The organism is Rhodanobacter glycinis (assembly GCF_006438785.1).
Classification (GTDB): domain Bacteria; phylum Pseudomonadota; class Gammaproteobacteria; order Xanthomonadales; family Rhodanobacteraceae; genus Rhodanobacter; species Rhodanobacter glycinis_A.
This window is the reverse complement of record NZ_RCZB01000003.1, coordinates 349,575-365,251: the sequence shown is the minus strand read 5'-3', so window position 1 is coordinate 365,251 and position 15,677 is coordinate 349,575. Positions and strand designations below refer to the sequence as shown.

14 protein-coding genes are annotated in these 15,677 nt (G+C 64.8%); 6 read left to right on the top strand and 8 right to left on the bottom strand.

Annotated features, from left to right (window positions below; translation table 11 throughout):
• Window positions 1-2: 2 nt before the first annotated feature.
• Window positions 3-239, bottom strand: a complete 237-nt coding sequence (gene rpmB / locus EAH75_RS12215; RefSeq protein WP_140648917.1) for a 50S ribosomal protein L28 — start codon at window positions 237-239, stop codon at window positions 3-5.
• Between the two features lie 318 nt (window positions 240-557).
• Between rpmB and secB the strand changes: the two genes are divergently transcribed.
• From secB to EAH75_RS12200, 3 genes are all read left to right on the top strand, one after another.
• Window positions 558-1,064, top strand: coding sequence for a protein-export chaperone SecB (gene secB, locus EAH75_RS12210; RefSeq protein ID WP_140648920.1), 507 nt, complete (start codon window positions 558-560; stop codon window positions 1,062-1,064).
• 8 nt (window positions 1,065-1,072) lie between these two features.
• Window positions 1,073-2,098, top strand: coding sequence for an NAD(P)H-dependent glycerol-3-phosphate dehydrogenase (locus tag EAH75_RS12205; protein WP_140648922.1), 1,026 nt, complete (start codon window positions 1,073-1,075; stop codon window positions 2,096-2,098).
• Window positions 2,099-2,207: 109 nt separating this feature from the next.
• Complete coding sequence (locus EAH75_RS12200) at window positions 2,208-5,225, top strand: DEAD/DEAH box helicase (protein WP_428993511.1); 3,018 nt, start codon at window positions 2,208-2,210, stop codon at window positions 5,223-5,225.
• Window positions 5,226-5,275: 50 nt separating this feature from the next.
• Here the strand turns inward: EAH75_RS12200 and EAH75_RS12195 are convergent, their stop codons facing one another.
• The 4 genes from EAH75_RS12195 to glk form a co-directional block, all read right to left on the bottom strand.
• Window positions 5,276-5,593 carry a hypothetical protein gene (locus tag EAH75_RS12195; protein ID WP_140805593.1) on the bottom strand — a complete coding sequence of 106 codons (318 nt, stop codon included), beginning with the start codon at window positions 5,591-5,593 and terminating at the stop codon, window positions 5,276-5,278.
• Between the two features lie 107 nt (window positions 5,594-5,700).
• The gene (locus EAH75_RS12190; RefSeq protein ID WP_140648929.1) at window positions 5,701-6,384 is read right to left on the bottom strand and encodes an HAD family hydrolase; all 684 of its coding nucleotides are present in this window, start codon (window positions 6,382-6,384) and stop codon (window positions 5,701-5,703) included.
• 76 nt (window positions 6,385-6,460) lie between these two features.
• A complete protein-coding gene (locus EAH75_RS12185) occupies window positions 6,461-7,702 on the bottom strand; it encodes a hypothetical protein (protein WP_140805591.1) in 1,242 nt (413 codons plus the stop codon).
• Between the two features lie 60 nt (window positions 7,703-7,762).
• Window positions 7,763-8,779 (bottom strand): glucokinase, encoded by a 1,017-nt coding sequence (gene glk, locus EAH75_RS12180; protein WP_140648933.1) that lies wholly within the window; start codon window positions 8,777-8,779, stop codon window positions 7,763-7,765.
• A gap of 198 nt (window positions 8,780-8,977) precedes the next feature.
• Here glk and hemB point away from each other — a divergent pair, with 198 nt between their 5' ends.
• From hemB to pyrC, 3 genes are all read left to right on the top strand, one after another.
• Complete coding sequence (hemB, locus tag EAH75_RS12175) at window positions 8,978-9,970, top strand: porphobilinogen synthase (RefSeq protein WP_140805589.1); 993 nt, start codon at window positions 8,978-8,980, stop codon at window positions 9,968-9,970.
• Between the two features lie 160 nt (window positions 9,971-10,130).
• A complete protein-coding gene (locus EAH75_RS12170; RefSeq protein WP_140805587.1) occupies window positions 10,131-10,838 on the top strand; it encodes a hypothetical protein in 708 nt (235 codons plus the stop codon).
• 791 nt (window positions 10,839-11,629) lie between these two features.
• Window positions 11,630-12,682, top strand: a complete 1,053-nt coding sequence (gene pyrC / locus EAH75_RS12165) for a dihydroorotase (RefSeq protein WP_140805585.1) — start codon at window positions 11,630-11,632, stop codon at window positions 12,680-12,682.
• A 171-nt stretch (window positions 12,683-12,853) separates the two neighbouring features.
• On the opposite strand, the gene EAH75_RS12160 is transcribed toward pyrC, so the two are convergent.
• The 3 genes from EAH75_RS12160 to EAH75_RS12150 all read right to left on the bottom strand — a co-directional run bounded on the left by EAH75_RS12160 (window position 12,854) and on the right by EAH75_RS12150 (window position 15,595).
• Window positions 12,854-13,234, bottom strand: coding sequence for a tautomerase family protein (locus tag EAH75_RS12160; protein WP_140805583.1), 381 nt, complete (start codon window positions 13,232-13,234; stop codon window positions 12,854-12,856).
• A gap of 78 nt (window positions 13,235-13,312) precedes the next feature.
• Window positions 13,313-14,680 (bottom strand): glutamate--cysteine ligase, encoded by a 1,368-nt coding sequence (locus tag EAH75_RS12155; protein WP_140805581.1) that lies wholly within the window; start codon window positions 14,678-14,680, stop codon window positions 13,313-13,315.
• A gap of 147 nt (window positions 14,681-14,827) precedes the next feature.
• Window positions 14,828-15,595, bottom strand: a complete 768-nt coding sequence (locus EAH75_RS12150) for an ankyrin repeat domain-containing protein (protein WP_140648948.1) — start codon at window positions 15,593-15,595, stop codon at window positions 14,828-14,830.
• Window positions 15,596-15,677 lie beyond the last annotated feature (82 nt).

Here is a 15,677-nt window from a genome sequence, read left to right as displayed (position 1 = left end):
CCTCAGACCTTGTCGCCGCGGGCACGCATCTGGGCAATCACGGCTTCGATGCCATTCTTGTCGATCGTGCGCAGTGCGTTGTTGGACACACGCAGCTTGATCCAGCGGTTTTCGCTGGCCACCCAGAAACGACGCTCATGCAGGTTCGGCAACCAGCGGCGACGGGTACGGTTGTTGGCGTGCGAGACGTTGTTGCCGCTCTGCACACCTTTACCGGTGACTTGACATACACGGGCCATGACGACCTCCGTTGAATGACTTCAGAAGCCGTGGCTTTGAAAGTCGGTAAACACCCGTTAGCCAGGGTGACATCGGCCCAGCGGCGCTGTGCGCCACGCGATGCTGGAGGTTGTAGCAACGCATTTCGTAAGGTCCGTACCGCGTGGCAGACCGCCCGGAAACACCGGGTCGATAGAGGCGAGCCGCGTATTCTCGCAGAAAAACAAGGCCGTGCGCAATCTTTGCCGACCGATCGGATGCCCGTCGGCGTGCGCGCCGAGGGGATGTATGGAACAATCGTCCTCTTTTTTGATACGTCCAGACTCGAGGAACTCCCGATGGCGCAAGAGATCACCAACGACCAGGCCAACGGTCAGGCCAGTCAGCCGCAGCTGATGCTGCAGAAGATCTATGTGAAGGATGTCTCCTTCGAGGCGCCGAATGCGCCGCAGATCTTCCAGGATATCGACGAAAAGGATCAGCCGCAGGTGCAGTTGAATCTCGGCCAGAAGGCCACCGATCTGGGCAACAACTTGTATGAAGTGGTGCTCAGCCTCACGCTGACCTGCACGGTCGGCCAGCGCACCGCCTATCTGGCTGAAGTGGAGCAGGCCGGCCTGTTCGGCATCGCCGGCTTCAACGAGATGGACCACGCCGGCATCATCGGTAGCTACTGCCCCAACCTGCTGTTTCCGTACGCCCGCCAGGTGATCTCGTCGCTGGTGCTGGAAGGTGGTTTTCCGCCGTTCCTGCTGCAGCCGATCAATTTCGATGCGCTGTTCGCCGAACAGCAGCGTCGCGCGATGGGCGGTGGTGACGAGGCTCCGGCCACGCTCAACAGCTGAGTCGACTCATGGCTGAAAACCCGATGCTGACCGTCCTCGGTGCCGGCTCCTGGGGTACCGCACTGGCGGCGCTGACCGCGCGCAACGGGGTACCGACCCGACTGTGGGGCCGCGATCGCGCGGCGCTGGCGGCGATGGCGGCAAGCCGCTGCAACCAGCGCTATCTGCCCGACATCGAACTGCCTGCCGAGCTGGTCTACGAAGCGGATCTGGCCACTGCCGTGCGTGGTGCCGCCATCGTGCTGATCGTGGTGCCCAGTCATGCCTTCGCCGCGATGCTGGCCGAGCTGGCGCCGCTGCTCGACCCCGGTACCGCGATCGCGTGGGCGACCAAGGGCTTTGAGCCGGGCACCGGCCGCTTCCTGCACGAACTGGTGGCCGAACGGCTGCCCGGTCGCGCCGCGGCAGTGGTCACCGGGCCGTCGTTCGCGAAGGAAGTCGCCGCCGGCCTGCCCAGCGCCGTCACCGTGCATTCGGACGATGATGCTTTTGCACAGCAGCTGGCGACCTTGCTGCACGCGCCGAACCTTCGCGCGTATTCCGGCAGCGACGTGCTCGGTGCCGAGCTTGGCGGTGCGATGAAGAACGTGCTGGCGGTCGCCACCGGCATTGCCGACGGCATGGAGCTGGGCCTGAATGCCCGCGCCGGCCTGATCACTCGCGGCATGAACGAGATGCTGCGGCTGGGCGTGGCGCTGGGCGCGCGGCCGGAAACGTTGATCGGGCTGTCCGGCCTCGGCGACCTGGTGCTGACCTGCACCGGTGACCTGTCGCGCAACCGCCGGCTCGGGCTGGCGCTCGGCCGCGGTGTGGCGATCGACGAGGCGGTGCGACAGATTGGTCAGGTGGTGGAGAGCGTATTCACCGCCGACGAGGTTGCGCGGCTGGCCGACAAGCATGGACTGGATCTGCCGATCAGTGCCGGCGTGCGCGCCGTGCTGCACGGCGAGGTCACTCCGGTCGACGGGCTCAAGGCCTTGATGGCGCGCGAACAGAAACCGGAATATCCGCAAGGACTGTTCGGCGCCGCCTGATTCATCGGGCACTGGTGCGGACGCGTCGCCGGCCTGCACGAGGACAGTCGCATCGTGCCTCCGCGCTGCTAAGCTCAATGTTTTGGTTGTCGCCACGGATCGCATGCGCATGCAGCAACCGGACGAGAAACAACGCGACGTCACGCCGCCCTCCGGCGAGGAGGAAAGTTTGCCGCTGGCATGGCGACGGCTGCTCGCCGCGCCCAAGCCGGCAGCGGTCGACGATCACGGCGTGCTCGGTTTCTTTCTGGAAGTAATGCCCGAAGACGGCGCCGCGTTTGCGCGGCTCGATGTGGCGCCGGTGTTGCTGGCGGTGGCCGAGCACGGCCGCTACGCGCGGCCGGTGCCGCTGGACAGCCGGCACCTGGCGCAATCGCCGCTGCAGCCGCACGAACAGCGGCTCGCGGCCACCATGCTGGGATTGCCGCAGAACGTGCGCAAGGGTCGCAGCTATGCGCGGCTCAGTGGCCATGTCGGCGACACCTTGCTGGCCGAGATCCTCGACACCGCGCCGTGTTTCCTCGGCGGCCTGGCCGGACTGCGGCTTTCGCGCGGCAAGGCGCATCAGCTCAACTGGCATTGGCAGATGGAGCCGGACGGCAGCCAGCGTTTGTTGCCGTTGATGCCGCACAGCCAGCGCCTGCTGCGCATCGACAGCCTGTGGTACCTCGACGCCGAACGCGCCACGGTGGGTCCGTTCGATGCCGACGCCGAGGAAACCCGCTGGCTGGAGTTGCCGCCGCTGAAGCATGAGCACGGCCGCCGGTTGCGCAGTCGCCTGCCGGGCAGCCGGCTGGCCACGCGCGTGCCGCTGCCGCAGGTGTTTGGCGAGGTGCGTCGCTCCGAACTGGCGCCCAAGCCGGTGTTGACCCTGCACGCCTTGACCCGGCATGCGCGGCTGGCTGCCGGCACGCCGCCGCTGGGTTATGCACGGCTCGCCTTCGACTACGCTGGCGAACGCCTGCCCGGGCGTGGCGGCGAGCCGCTGGTGCGGCGCGTGCGCAATGGCCAACTGGTCGAGATCACCCGCCGCCGCGCCGAAGAACTCACCGCGATGGAGCAGCTCGAACGCGCTGGCCTCACTCCGGGTGTGGACACCGAAGGCCTGCCGTGGGACGTCGCCGAAACCCTGCCCGAGGACGCGTGGCTGTTTCCCGGCACCGGTTACGCCGGTGCGCTGGAGGTCAACACGCCCGCGCGCTGGCTGGCACTGCGCCCGAAACTCGAAGCGGAAAACTTCCAGGTCGAGTACGCGCCGAGCTTTCCGTTCGAAGTGCTGGAGGGTCCGGTGCGCTGGTACGGCCGGGCGGTGGAAGACCACGACGATCACGCGTTCGATCTGGAAATCGGCATCGAGCTGGACGGCCAGCGGCACAACCTGCTGCCCGCGGTGGCACAGGCGCTGGCCGAGCATCAGTTGAACCTGAGCCCGGCGCCGAACGAGCCGGAAGACGCCGTGTGGTATGCGCCGGTCGATGCGCGCCGCCGCGTGCCGGTGCGCCTGAAGGAGCTGCGCGGATTGCTGGCGCCGCTGGCCGAATATCTGGAGAAGCCGCGCAAGACGCTCCATCTGCCGCGGGTGCAGGCCGGCCGGCTGGAGGAGCTGGTGGCGGCGATGCCCGGCGGCAGCACGCTGGAAGCGGCCGAACCGCTGCTCGGTTTTGCCGCGCGCCTGCGCGATGCCGCCGAACGCGCCAGCGACGTGGTGCCCGAAGGCCTCACCGTCGAGTTGCGGCCGTATCAACGCGAAGGCCTGCGCTGGTTGAACGCGCTGGCCGAGGCCGGCGTCGGCGGCGTGCTGGCCGACGACATGGGCCTGGGCAAGACGCTGCAGCTGATTACCCACCTGCTGTCGCTGAAGCAGGGTGGCGCGCTGACCCAGCCGGCGCTGATCGTGGTGCCGACCAGCCTGATCCCGAACTGGCAGTCGGAGATTGCCCGCTTCGCGCCGATGCTGCAGGTGCTGACCCTGCATGGTCCCCAGCGCGCCGAGGAATTTGCCCAGCTCGGCGCACAGGACATCGTGCTGACCAGCTATGCACTGCTGCCACGCGATGTGATTGCACTGCGCAAGCAACCGTTCGCGCTGATCGTGCTGGACGAGGCGCAACAGGTGAAAAACCCGCGCACGCAGGCACGCCGCGCGCTGCTCAGCCTGCGCACGCCGCGCTATGTCTGCCTCACCGGCACGCCGCTGGAAAACCATCTGGGCGAGCTGTGGTCGCAGATCGACCTTTCGGTGCCCGGCCTGCTCGGCGACGAAGGCGCGTTCCGTCGCTACTACCGCGTGCCGATCGAGAAACAGCACGACGAGGAATGCCAGCAACGACTGAACCTGCGCCTCGCGCCGTTCATCCTGCGCCGGACCAAGGCGCAGGTAGCGAAAGAGCTGCCGCCGAAAACCGAGATCACCCGCCGGGTAGTGTTGGAGGGTCGCCAGCGCGAACTGTACGAAGGCCTGCGCCTGTCGCTGGCCGAAGAGTTGCGCGAGGTGATCGCCCAGCGCGGCATCGCGCACTCGGGCATCGTGGTGCTGGACGCCTTGCTCAAGCTGCGCCAGGTCTGTTGCGATCCGCGACTGGTGAAGCTGGAGGTGGCGCGCGGGGTGAACGAGTCGGCCAAGTTCGAATTGCTGATGGACATGCTGCCGGCGCTGCTCGATGAGGGGCGCAAGGTACTGCTGTTCTCGCAGTTCACCGGCATGCTGAAACTGATCGCCGCCGAACTCGATCGCCGGCGCATCCGCTACGTCACCCTCACCGGCGAGACGCGCGATCGTGCCGAGCCGGTGCAACGTTTCCAGAACGGCGAGGTGCCGTTGTTCCTGCTTTCGCTGAAGGCCGGCGGCGTCGGCCTCAACCTCACGGCGGCCGACACCGTGATCCACTACGACCCATGGTGGAACCCTGCCGCCGAGGCGCAGGCCAGCGACCGCGCGCATCGCATCGGCCAGGACAAGCCGGTGTTCGTGTTCCGCCTGATCACCTCGGGCACGGTGGAAGAGCGCATCGAGGAGCTGAAGGCGCGCAAGGCCGAACTGGCAGCTGCAGTACTGGAAGGCGGCGGCAGCCGCGAGAAGCTCAGCTTCGATCAGGTCGATCTGGATACGTTGCTGGCACCGGGCTGAGGTCAGCCGCCGCGATGCGCCGCAAGCTCATTGCCGGAACGACGCATGGTTCAGGACGACGGCATGCGCGTGCGCAGCAGCGCGTCCACCGACTGCTGCCACTCGGGCGAGCCGGGTTCCGATTGCGGTGCTTCCTGGCCCAGCTTGCGCTGCACCGTCTGGTTCCATTCGGCTGATCCACGGTCGGGGCCGTGACCGTTGCCGTCGTCGATGCCCAGCGATTGATCGACCCACGCATACCACTGCGCTGAACCGAGCGTGGCATCGGCCGGCGCGGCCTGGCCGGCGGCGGTCTGCGGGGGTGTCGGCGCAGGTGAGCACGCGGCGAGCAGCAGGGCAAGGGGAAGGCTGGCGACGAGTCGGCGCATGGGCGGCTCCGTGGGCAGTGAAGTATTCAGCCTACCGCTTGCGCGAATGCAGGGGATTAATTTTTCATGACGTCCGACGAGTTTGCAGCACCATGGCACGACCCCGTTCAGTCGCGCGCGGCAATCTCGTCGACATGGCGCAGCAGATCGGCCGGGTCGTCATAGACGCGGAATGCACCGGACTGCTGCAACTCGGCCTGGCCGTACCCGCCGGACAGCACGCCCACGCCCAGGGCGCGCGCACGCTGTGCCGCGAGCATGTCCCACACGCTGTCGCCGATCACCAGCGATTGATGGATGTCCACACCCAGGCGTGCGGCAGCCGCGAGGAACAGATCCGGGTCCGGCTTGGCATGGCGTACCTGATCGCGCGTCACCACCGGTACTTTCGAGGGATCGACCCCGAGCGCTTCCAGATTGGCCGCCGCCGTCTGCATCCGTCCACTGGTCGCGATGGCCCAGGGGATGTCCTGTGCGGTCAGATAATCCAGCAGTTCGCGCGCGCCCGGCAGTGGCCGCACCGAGCCTTGCGCGTGCAGGCGATTGAAAGCCTCGGCATGCCACTGGCTCAATCGCGCCAGGCGTTCCTGGTTGATCTCCAGCCCGGTCTCGCGCAACAGGATGTTCGCGAACAGGCCGCCGCTCATGCCGATCTTGCGGTGGATGCGCCACACCGACAGCTCCACGCCCTCGCGGTCCAGCGCTTCCTTCCACGCCAGCACGTGCTGATAGACGCTGTCGACGAGGGTGCCATCGAGATCGAACAGGAAGGCGGTATCACGGCGGGGCATGTGCGTTCTCCATCAGCAGCCTGAAGATCTGAGTGTCGCCGATACGTACCCATGCTGCACGGGTGGCCGCATCGCCTCAATGCATCAGGTTGATCTTGCGCAACCCGCGCCGGATCGCGTCGAGGTTGCCCGCGGCGGGCCAGCCCACCACCTTGTCGACCACGGTGCCGTGGTCGAGAAAATAGAACGTCGGCGTCTCGATTTGCTGGACCATCGGCAGCGTGGCACTGTCGTAGGCGATGCCAAGTCGCAACGCCGGGTGCGCACGATTCCACGCCTGCACCGCATCGAAGGCGGTGACCTCGTCGGCGGGCACTACCCACTGCGCGTATTCGCGGAACACGCCGCTGAGCAGCGGGTCGGCCTCGATGTCGCGTGCGGCATTCTCCGAGAAGTGACAGCTGGTGGACGCCAGCACCACCACTTGTGCGGGGACGCGGATGTTGAAACGAAAGCGCACCAGCTCGCGCCTGCGTGTGCCGGGAGTGGCGATCCACAGGCTGGGTTGGCCGCTGCGGATGCGCATGGGTGAGCGCATGATCGGAGCCGGGCTGCGCTCCAGCAGCGGGTACGCAGCGAGCAGCGCGCGGGCCTCGTCGGTGCGGTGTGCAAGGATCAGCGCGTCGTGGAGATCGCCGGCATGGGCGCGGTCGACGCGGTGGCGGCGCGCCAGTTCGGCGAAGTCGGCACGCATGTCCGCCAGGTACGCCGACTGGCTGGTCAAGCGGAACGCCAGCGTCGCCGAGCGGAACAGAAACTCCACGTCACGGCTGCCCAACATGCGCCGCTGCGCATCGGTCTGGAAAGGCGCGAAGCCTTCCGTGTAGATGGACGTGATGGCTTGCATCTGGCTGGCGCGGTCGTCGCCCGATGCGGCTGCCGCGATCAACTTTTCGTAACGGGGTTCCAGCGTGCTTGCCGCGCTGTCGTCGCCGGTCGGGCGCGGCGTGGTGCGTGCATCCAGGTCGAGTGCGTAGCTTTCCTCGCCGAACAGGCGCAACAGCGTATAGGCCTGTTCACGGGTGAGCTCATAGCGCAGGTCGCCGATGTCCATGCCGCCGACGCCGCGGTCGCCGAACACCAGCCCGTCGAGAAATCGTTGTCGTGCGCCCGGCGTTAGCCAGCTCAGCGGCGAGCGGGCTGATGGCGTGTCGCGCCGATAGGCATCCAGCTGCGCGCGCGTGGTGATGGGTTTTGCGGGAATGACCAGCGCAGTGCTGGCGGTGACGCCAACGGTCGGCGATGCCGACGCCAGCACGGCGGATGGAAGGATCCCTGTCAGCAGGAGCAGCACCCGGACGATCGCGGTGTACGGCATACGTGTCCCTCGTTTTCCCGTCGGAAGAACCAGCATTGCCGTGGGCTGCGACGCTGCCAGCTAGCGATGTTGCAGCAGCGACCGCCCCGATTCCACCACCGCCAGCGCCGCCGCGCCGAGCAGGCCCGGCTCGGGGTTCATGATTGCCTGGGTCGGCACCTTTTCCATGATGTCGCGGAAGCGGCCCTTGGCTTCGAAGCGCTCGCGGAAGCGGCCACGTTCCAGCCACGGCAGCAGGATCGGGATCAGGCCACCGGTGAGGTAGACGCCGTTCCAGGCTCCGAGCGTGAGCACGAGGTCGCCGGCGACGCTGCCGAAGATGCCGGCGAAGGTTTCCACCGTGCGGATGCACAACGGACAGCTGTTGTCCTTGGCGCGCGCGGTGATGTCCTCGGGTTTGAGGTCCTCGGGCTGGGCGCCGACCATGTGGCAGATCGCGTCGTAGAGGTTCACCAGGCCCTGGCCGCAGATCAGCCGCTCGTTGGAGACACGCCCGTACTTGTGGTTGAGGTAGTCGAGGATGGCGATGTCTTCGGGCGAATGGGCGGCGAAGCCGGCGTGGCCGCCTTCGGTCTGCAGCACGCTGCAGTGACCGCCGCGCACGAGCAGGCCGCCGACGCCAAGGCCGGTGCCAGGCCCGACGACAGCAAAGGTCTGCTCGTCATCGGCGCCGATGACTGGTCGCGTCGCCTTGCCCACGTCGACCAGGTCGTCGCCCTGCAGCAGGATCACCGCCATGCTCTGCGCCGCGAAATCGTTGACCAGATGCACGTATTCAAGGCCGAGCGCGCTGGCCGTCTGGTGTGCCGAGATCGCCCAGGGATTGTTGGTGACCTTGACCGTCTCGCCATCGACGATGCGGCCAGCAGCGGCCACGATGGCGCGGTGCACCTGCAGGCCGGTGTCGGCGAGATACTGCTTCGCGGTCGAAACCAGCGAGTCGTGCTCGGCCACGCGGTAGCGCCGGATGCTGTCGGTGAGCAACGGTTTGTCGCGCGCAGGATCGGCCACCCCGAAACGGACATTGGTGCCACCGAGATCGACGAGCAAGGTGGGGGCGCTGCTGGGCTGGCTCATGAAACTTCCTGACGGCGTGGAACGCCAAGCCTGCCGACGTAACGCCCGTTCGTCCAGTCCTTTCGCTGCTCCGTACGGCGTGGAATGGCGATGGCATGAGCCGGGTTGCTTCGCATGCGCCGCGGCAAAGTGCCCGGTTTCGGCGATGCGGCTGCCTGGCGGCGTAAAATGCGCGGATATCGCCCACGAGTGTCCGCCATGAGCTTCCCCGCCATCCGCATGCGCCGCATGCGCCGCGACGCCTTCTCCCGCGCGTTGATGCGCGAGCACACCTTGCTGGCCAGCGATCTGATCATGGTCGCGTTCGTGATCGAGGGTGAAGGCCAGCGCGAAGCGGTGCCGTCGATGCCGGGCGTGGATCGCCTTTCCATCGACGAACTGTCGAAGCTGGCCGGTGAATGCGTGCGACTCGGCATCCCCGCACTGGCCTTGTTCCCGTCGCCCGGTTCGGCGGTGAAGAGTGAGGATGCCGCCGAAGCGTGGAACCCCGACGCCCTGATGCAGCGCGCCACCCGCGCGCTGAAGGCGAAGTATCCCGAGCTTGGCCTGATCGGCGACGTGGCGCTCGATCCCTACACCACCCACGGCCAGGACGGGCTGATCGACGCGAGCGGCTACGTGATGAACGAGCCGACCGTCGAGGCACTGATCAAGATGTCGCTGGCGCAGGCCGAAGCCGGCATGGATTTCGTGGCGCCCTCGGACATGATGGACGGCCGCATCGGCGCCATCCGCGACGCGCTGGAAGACGCCGGTCACATTCACACGCGCATCCTCGCCTACTCGGCGAAATACGCTTCCGCGTTCTACGGCCCGTTCCGCGACGCGGTCGGTTCGTCGGCGAACCTGGGCAAGGGCAACAAGCATACCTACCAGATGGACGTGGGCAACAGCGACGAGGCGCTGCACGAAGTCGAGCTGGATATCAACGAAGGCGCCGACGCCGTGATGGTGAAGCCGGGCCTGCCGTATCTCGACATCGTGCGCCGGGTGAAGGACACGTTCGGCGTGCCGACCTTCGTGTATCAGGTCAGCGGTGAGTACGCGATGCTGAAGGCGGCATCGCAGAATGGGTGGCTGGATGAGAGGGCGGTGGTGCTGGAGTCGCTGACGGCGATGAAGCGGGCGGGGGCGGATGCGATTCTTACTTACTACGCGATTGATGCGGCGCGGTGGTTGCGGGGGAAATAGGTACATCAAGCTTTGCAATGTCCACAATCCAAAGTGGACATTCAAAGGTCACTGCCTTTCCGGGTGCTTTAGACAGACTGGCTTGAGCGACCATTCATAATGACCAGTGATGAAGTAGGTTCACTTCGAACTGCTCAATGGGCAGTCCAGGAGACAGACGATGAAGCAGAGCACGCTCTATGGGCTTTTACTGCTGTCCTTTACATTTACAGTGCTCGCAGCCCCAGGAGGGCGTGGTCTGGAGCTGACTTACTCGCACAATGCGAGCGTTTGCAATAAAGCCAAGAGAATTCTAAGTAGTGACCCAAGTTGTCGGCCATTCGACGAAGGAACGTGTGGGACGTCCGCGGCATCGGGAATGGGTGCTGATCCAGGTGGTTCGTATGAGGAACTTGCAGTAAATGAATACGGCTTTACCCAAATCGTTCGTCCAGGGATTCGAGCGCGTGACGGTGTAGCGATTGTCTATGTTCAGGAATTCCAAGGAGATTCGCATCCAAGGTTGATTGAAACCTGGAAAGTGGGCGCTGACGATCTCACTCAGATTCTGGCTCTACCACCTGGGCCAATGATTGGAAAGAACGGGTCGCAAATTCGGGTTCCCAAGAACACAAATGCAGACGCGTTTTCGAAGCTGCTTGCTCACGGGCAGAAAATCTCTGATGAATGGTCGCCCGTGGTGATGATCGAGGGGAATCCATACTTGTTCGTGCGGGAGTGTGACGCCGCTTCCGCTGGGTGGGATTATGGTCTGTATACGTGTGGCAAAGTTACGAAATTGACTGTTTTTGACGTTAATCCACATCAGCCGACGGTTCAGTGTCGCCTTGACAAGAGAAATAAAACCAAATCCTCTGGCAGCAAATAGCTGCTTTATAGGACGGGTGAGGTTCCGTTTTCGCGACAAACACGTGCTGACGTCCGCATCTCGTAGAAGCAAGGGCCTTCGTCTGCCTTCGGCAGCCGAGTTACTTTCTCTTTGCGTGGCCAAAGAGAAAGCTAACCAAAGAGAAAGGCCACCCCGCTTGGCGCTTGCCGCCCATCCCTGGGCGGCAAGTCCGTGAGCTGGGGCCGGGCTTTTCGACAGGACTCCTGTCCTGGCGAAAAGGAGTCGACATCCTTGTCGACTCCCCTGCGGGCCTGTCGTCCCCATCTCACCGCCGCACAGGGGCCCCGGGTAGAGCGGCGGGCCTTCGTGGCCCGCACTCGGTGAAAAGCTGAAAAGCTAGCGCAAGAGCGACGCATGCTCTGCCGCGGCTTTGTTCTTGCTCTGCTTTTGATCTGGCTCTTCTAAAAAGTACGCGCAGGATGCGCGTTGCTTTACCCGGGGCCCCTCTGAAGCGGCGGGCGGGTGGAGGAAAAGCCCGCAGGGTGGTTCGCAGGGATGCGAACCAGTTTGGCGTCAGTCCATGGATGGACTGTCGACAAACCCCGCAACCCGACCGCGGACCTTGCGGGCAGGGATGCCCGCAAGGCGCGTAAGCGGGGTGTCCTTTCCTCTTGGTTACTTCTCGTTTGGACAAGCAAACGAGAAGTGACTCGCCCTCCGAAGGAGGGTGAAAGCTCTGCTTCTGGGTCGTCACTTGCTGGCGGGCCAGACGACCCGACCGTAGCGACGCGATACCATGTGCAATCCAGGTTGTATCGAGCCAGCAGACCATGACACCTACGCGTCTTGAAATCACCCGCCCCGATGACTGGCATCTGCACCTCCGCGATGGCGATGCGCTGGCTTCGGTGATCGCTCACACCGCGCAGCGATTTGCGCGGGCCATCGTGATGCCGAACCTGAAGCCGCCGGTGACGACGGTCGTGCAGGCGGAAGACTATCGGCGACGGATTCTCGCGAGTTTGCCGGCGGGTATGGGCTTCCAGCCGCTGATGACGCTGTACCTCACCGAGGACACCCCGGCCGAGGAGATCGTTCGCGCCAAAGAAAGCGACAGCGTTTTCGCGGTCAAGTATTACCCTGCTGGCGCCACCACCAATTCACAGTCCGGCGTGCGCGAGCTGTCGCGGGTGTATCACGTGCTTGAAGCGATGGAGAAGCACGAACTGCCCTTGCTGCTGCACGGCGAGGTCACCGATCCGGACATCGACATCTTCGACCGCGAACGCGTTTTCATCGAGCGCCACCTGATGCCGCTGCAGGCACGGTTCCCGGCCTTGCGCATGGTGCTGGAGCACATCACTACCAGCGATGCGGTCGAGTTCGTCCGTGGCGCTCCGGCGAACGTGGCAGCCACGATCACCGCGCATCATCTGCTGCTCAACCGCAACGCGCTGTTCGAGGGTGGCATCCGCCCGCACAACTACTGCGCGCCGATCCTCAAGCGCGAAACGCATCGCGCCGCGTTGCTGCAAGCTGCCACCAGCGGCGATCCGCACTTCTTCCTCGGTACGGACAGCGCGCCGCATCCTCGCGAAGCGAAGGAAGCGGATTGCGGGTGCGCGGGGCTATATACGGCCCATGCGGCGCTGGAGCTCTATGCCGAGGCGTTCGAGCAGGCGGGTCGCCTGGATCGGCTGGAAGCATTTGCCAGCTTCCATGGCCCGGACTTCTACCGCCTGCCGCGCAATCACGAGCGCATCGCGCTGGAACGCACGCCGTGGGTCGTGCCGGACGACTATCCGCTGGCGGGAGCCACCTGCAAGCCGATGCGCGCAGGCGAGTCGGTCGCCTGGGCGGTGGTGGATGCGATGTCTTCCTGATCCGCCCGGTGCGAAGCTCTTTCGCTCCCGCCGGAAGTCCTCGGCAGGTTTGACGTCGTGGCAACGGGGTGCCGGCGATCAAAGTTGCCCCGGCCGAGGAAGACTGGTGCGTCATGGCCATCGGCGTTACTGGAGGTGTCCGCTTTAACGGGATGGAGCCGGAACAGTCGCTCACGCGTACTGCGCGACTCCATTCCCGAACGACCAGTTCTCCTTCACCACCTCGACCAGGTTGATGAACACATCCTCGGGACGCAGGCCCGGGTCGGTGGTGAATTTCTCCGCGATGGATTGATACAGCGCCTGCTTCTGTTGCAGCGTGCGCCCGCTGTTGCAGGTGATCTGCACGATCACTAGGTCGTCGCTGCGGGCGATGCCGAGATAGTTCGGGTCATAGTCGAATTCCTCGGCGTCATGCTGGCTGACCAGGATGAAGCGATCGTTCTCCGGCACGTTGAAGGCTTCGCGCATGGCCTGGTACACGCCACTGCGCAGCGCAGCGAGATGGGCGGGCGATTTGCCGCGACGTAGTGCTATGCGGACGAGTGGCATGGGGATACTCCCAGCTGGGTTGGAGGTCGGCAGCGCACGTCACGGAAGAGATGACGCTCTTGCTGCGGTCGCGTGGACTCAGTACGCAAACTCGCGGAACGCCGGATCCACGCTGCCGCCCCACGCGCCGTGGAACAGCTCCAGCTTGCGTTCGGCGGGGGTCTGGTTGGCCTGCACGATCTCGATCATCGGTTCCAGGAAGATGCTTTCGTCGGCGCCATTCTTGTTGAGCTTGGCACGGCGCCTGAGGCCGTGGCCGGCGATCTTCAGCGCTTCCTCGGCGAGGTCACGCACCGTGCCACCACGGAACGGCAGCTTCAGCGCGTGCTTCGGCACGCCGTCGCGCAGCGCGTGTCGTTCCTCGCGGCTGAAGTCCTTGACCAGATCCCACGCGGCATCCAGCGCCTCGTCGTCGTAGAGCAGGCCGACCCAGAACGCGGGCAGCGCGCACAGGCGATTCCACGGGCCGCCGTCGGCGCCGCGCATTTCCAGGTACTGCTTCAGCCGCACTTCCGGGAAGGCTGTGGTGAGGTGGTCGGCGAAGTCCTTCATGTTCGCCTTGGCACCCGGCAGCATCGGCAGTTCGCCGGCCATGAACTTCTTGAAGTCCTGGCCGGCCAGGTCGATGTACTTGCCGTCCTGGAAGCTGAAGTACATCGGCACGTCGAGGATGTAGTCGACGTAGCGCTCGTAGCCGAAGCCATCGGCGAACACGAAGTCGAGCATGCCGGTGCGATCCGGATCGGTATCGGTCCAGATGTGCGAGCGATACGACAGATAGCCGTTTGGACGTCCTTCGGTGAACGGCGAATCGGCGAACAGCGCGGTAGCAATCGGCTGTAGCGCCAGGCTCACGCGGAACTTCTTGATCATGTCCGCTTCGGACGAGAAATCCAGGTTCACCTGCACGGTGCAGGTGCGCGTCATCATGTCCAGGCCGAGCGAACCGACCTTGGGCATGTACTCGCGCATGATCTTGTAGCGGCCCTTCGGCATCCACGGCATCTCGTCGCGGCGCCACTTGGGCTGGAAGCCCATGCCGAGGAAACCCAAGCCCATGCCGTCGGCGATCGAACGCACTTCCTCCAGATGCTGATTCACTTCGCAGCAGGTCTGGTGCACGGTTTCCAGCGGAGCGCCCGACAGTTCCAGCTGACCAGCCGGCTCCAGCGTGATCGAGGCCATCTCGCGTGAAAGCGCGACCGGGTTCTCACCTTCGCGGGCCACGTCCCAGCCGTAGCGGGTGGCCAGCGTTTCCAGCAACAGCTTGATGCCGCGGTCACCCTCGAAGGTCGGCGGGCGCAGAGTGTCGGTGAGGAAGCCGAACTTTTCGTGTTCGGTGCCGATGCGCCATGCCTCGCGCGGCTTCTCGCCCGCGGCGAGGTAGTCGGTGAGCTGCTGGCGGTCCCGGATCGGGGTGCTCTTGACGGCACTGGGTATGGACACGGGCAAAGCCTCGCTGGGTGAGCGAGTCACTATGGGGGTGTTGCGTGACAACGAAAAGGGGGTGGCGGGAAATAATTGTACGTGGCGGTACAGATGCGGCCGCTGGGCCCTGCTCGACCCGCATCGAGTGGATCGTCAACGGATGCTTCAGTGTGCGGAGGCGACGGCGGAGCAGGTCAGTCGTGTCGTCAGGCTGGCGGGGAGTCCGGCGCGTTGGCCCAGTTCCGCGAGCGTATGGAAACTGCGTTTGATCTCAGGCTGACGCTGGTGCATGTGACGATCATCCGCGCACGCGTCGGCGCCATGATCGAGCAGTCGCTGCACGATGGCCGTGTTGCCTCGTATGACGGCGGTCGTCAGAGCATCGGAGATGTTGGGTGCCTCGCGCGCCATGACGTCGGCATGATGGCGCAGCAGGGCATCTAACGTGGCCACATCACCACAGGACGCCGCGATCGGCAGAGCGGGGCCGATCGTGGTGTCGTGATCGTTGAGCATGTCGTTCCTGGCGAATGCTTTCCGCATCGCTGGACCCAGCGCATGGTTCAGGAATGCTTCTTTGTAGCCTGGCAGCAGAGCGGTTGCGTTGGCATCGGCGCCGTCATCCAGCAAGCCCGCCACCATATCGGACTGGCCAGCCTGTACGGCAAACATCATTGCGGACTGACGCCATCGGGTGGCTTCGTCGAGCCGCATCGCGCTCAATTTGCGGCGTACTAAGTCGAGCCGGCCATCGCCGGCGTCAGCGAGTAGCGATGCATGTTCGGGAGAGGTGGCCAACTGCCCGACCAGAGAATCCACCGACACTGTTGCGCGCGCCGTGCGACAAGTATTGGCGAGTGGGAGTCCGTCACTGGCAGTAGCCGACGTGGCCAGCAGCAATCCGAATGCGAGCGCGACGAAGCGGTATGACATGGCGCGGACCCCATCCTTGAAGGTTTCGGCATTCCAACAAACCTGATACTACGTCGCAAGTGCCAAGAAAAAGGCCAGCGAT

Excerpts from the sequence above, each read along its gene's own strand:
- rpmB (WP_140648917.1), bottom strand. The coding sequence starts at position 239 with ATGGCCCGTGTATGTCAAGTCACCGGTAAAGGTGTGCAGAGCGGCAAC.
- secB (WP_140648920.1), top strand. The coding sequence starts at position 558 with ATGGCGCAAGAGATCACCAACGACCAGGCCAACGGTCAGGCCAGTCAG.
- EAH75_RS12205 (WP_140648922.1), top strand. The coding sequence starts at position 1,073 with ATGGCTGAAAACCCGATGCTGACCGTCCTCGGTGCCGGCTCCTGGGGT.
- EAH75_RS12200 (WP_428993511.1), top strand. The coding sequence starts at position 2,208 with ATGCAGCAACCGGACGAGAAACAACGCGACGTCACGCCGCCCTCCGGC.
- EAH75_RS12195 (WP_140805593.1), bottom strand. The coding sequence starts at position 5,593 with ATGCGCCGACTCGTCGCCAGCCTTCCCCTTGCCCTGCTGCTCGCCGCG.
- EAH75_RS12190 (WP_140648929.1), bottom strand. The coding sequence starts at position 6,384 with ATGCCCCGCCGTGATACCGCCTTCCTGTTCGATCTCGATGGCACCCTC.
- EAH75_RS12185 (WP_140805591.1), bottom strand. The coding sequence starts at position 7,702 with ATGCCGTACACCGCGATCGTCCGGGTGCTGCTCCTGCTGACAGGGATC.
- glk (WP_140648933.1), bottom strand. The coding sequence starts at position 8,779 with ATGAGCCAGCCCAGCAGCGCCCCCACCTTGCTCGTCGATCTCGGTGGC.
- hemB (WP_140805589.1), top strand. The coding sequence starts at position 8,978 with ATGAGCTTCCCCGCCATCCGCATGCGCCGCATGCGCCGCGACGCCTTC.
- EAH75_RS12170 (WP_140805587.1), top strand. The coding sequence starts at position 10,131 with ATGAAGCAGAGCACGCTCTATGGGCTTTTACTGCTGTCCTTTACATTT.
- pyrC (WP_140805585.1), top strand. The coding sequence starts at position 11,630 with ATGACACCTACGCGTCTTGAAATCACCCGCCCCGATGACTGGCATCTG.
- EAH75_RS12160 (WP_140805583.1), bottom strand. The coding sequence starts at position 13,234 with ATGCCACTCGTCCGCATAGCACTACGTCGCGGCAAATCGCCCGCCCAT.
- EAH75_RS12150 (WP_140648948.1), bottom strand. The coding sequence starts at position 15,595 with ATGTCATACCGCTTCGTCGCGCTCGCATTCGGATTGCTGCTGGCCACG.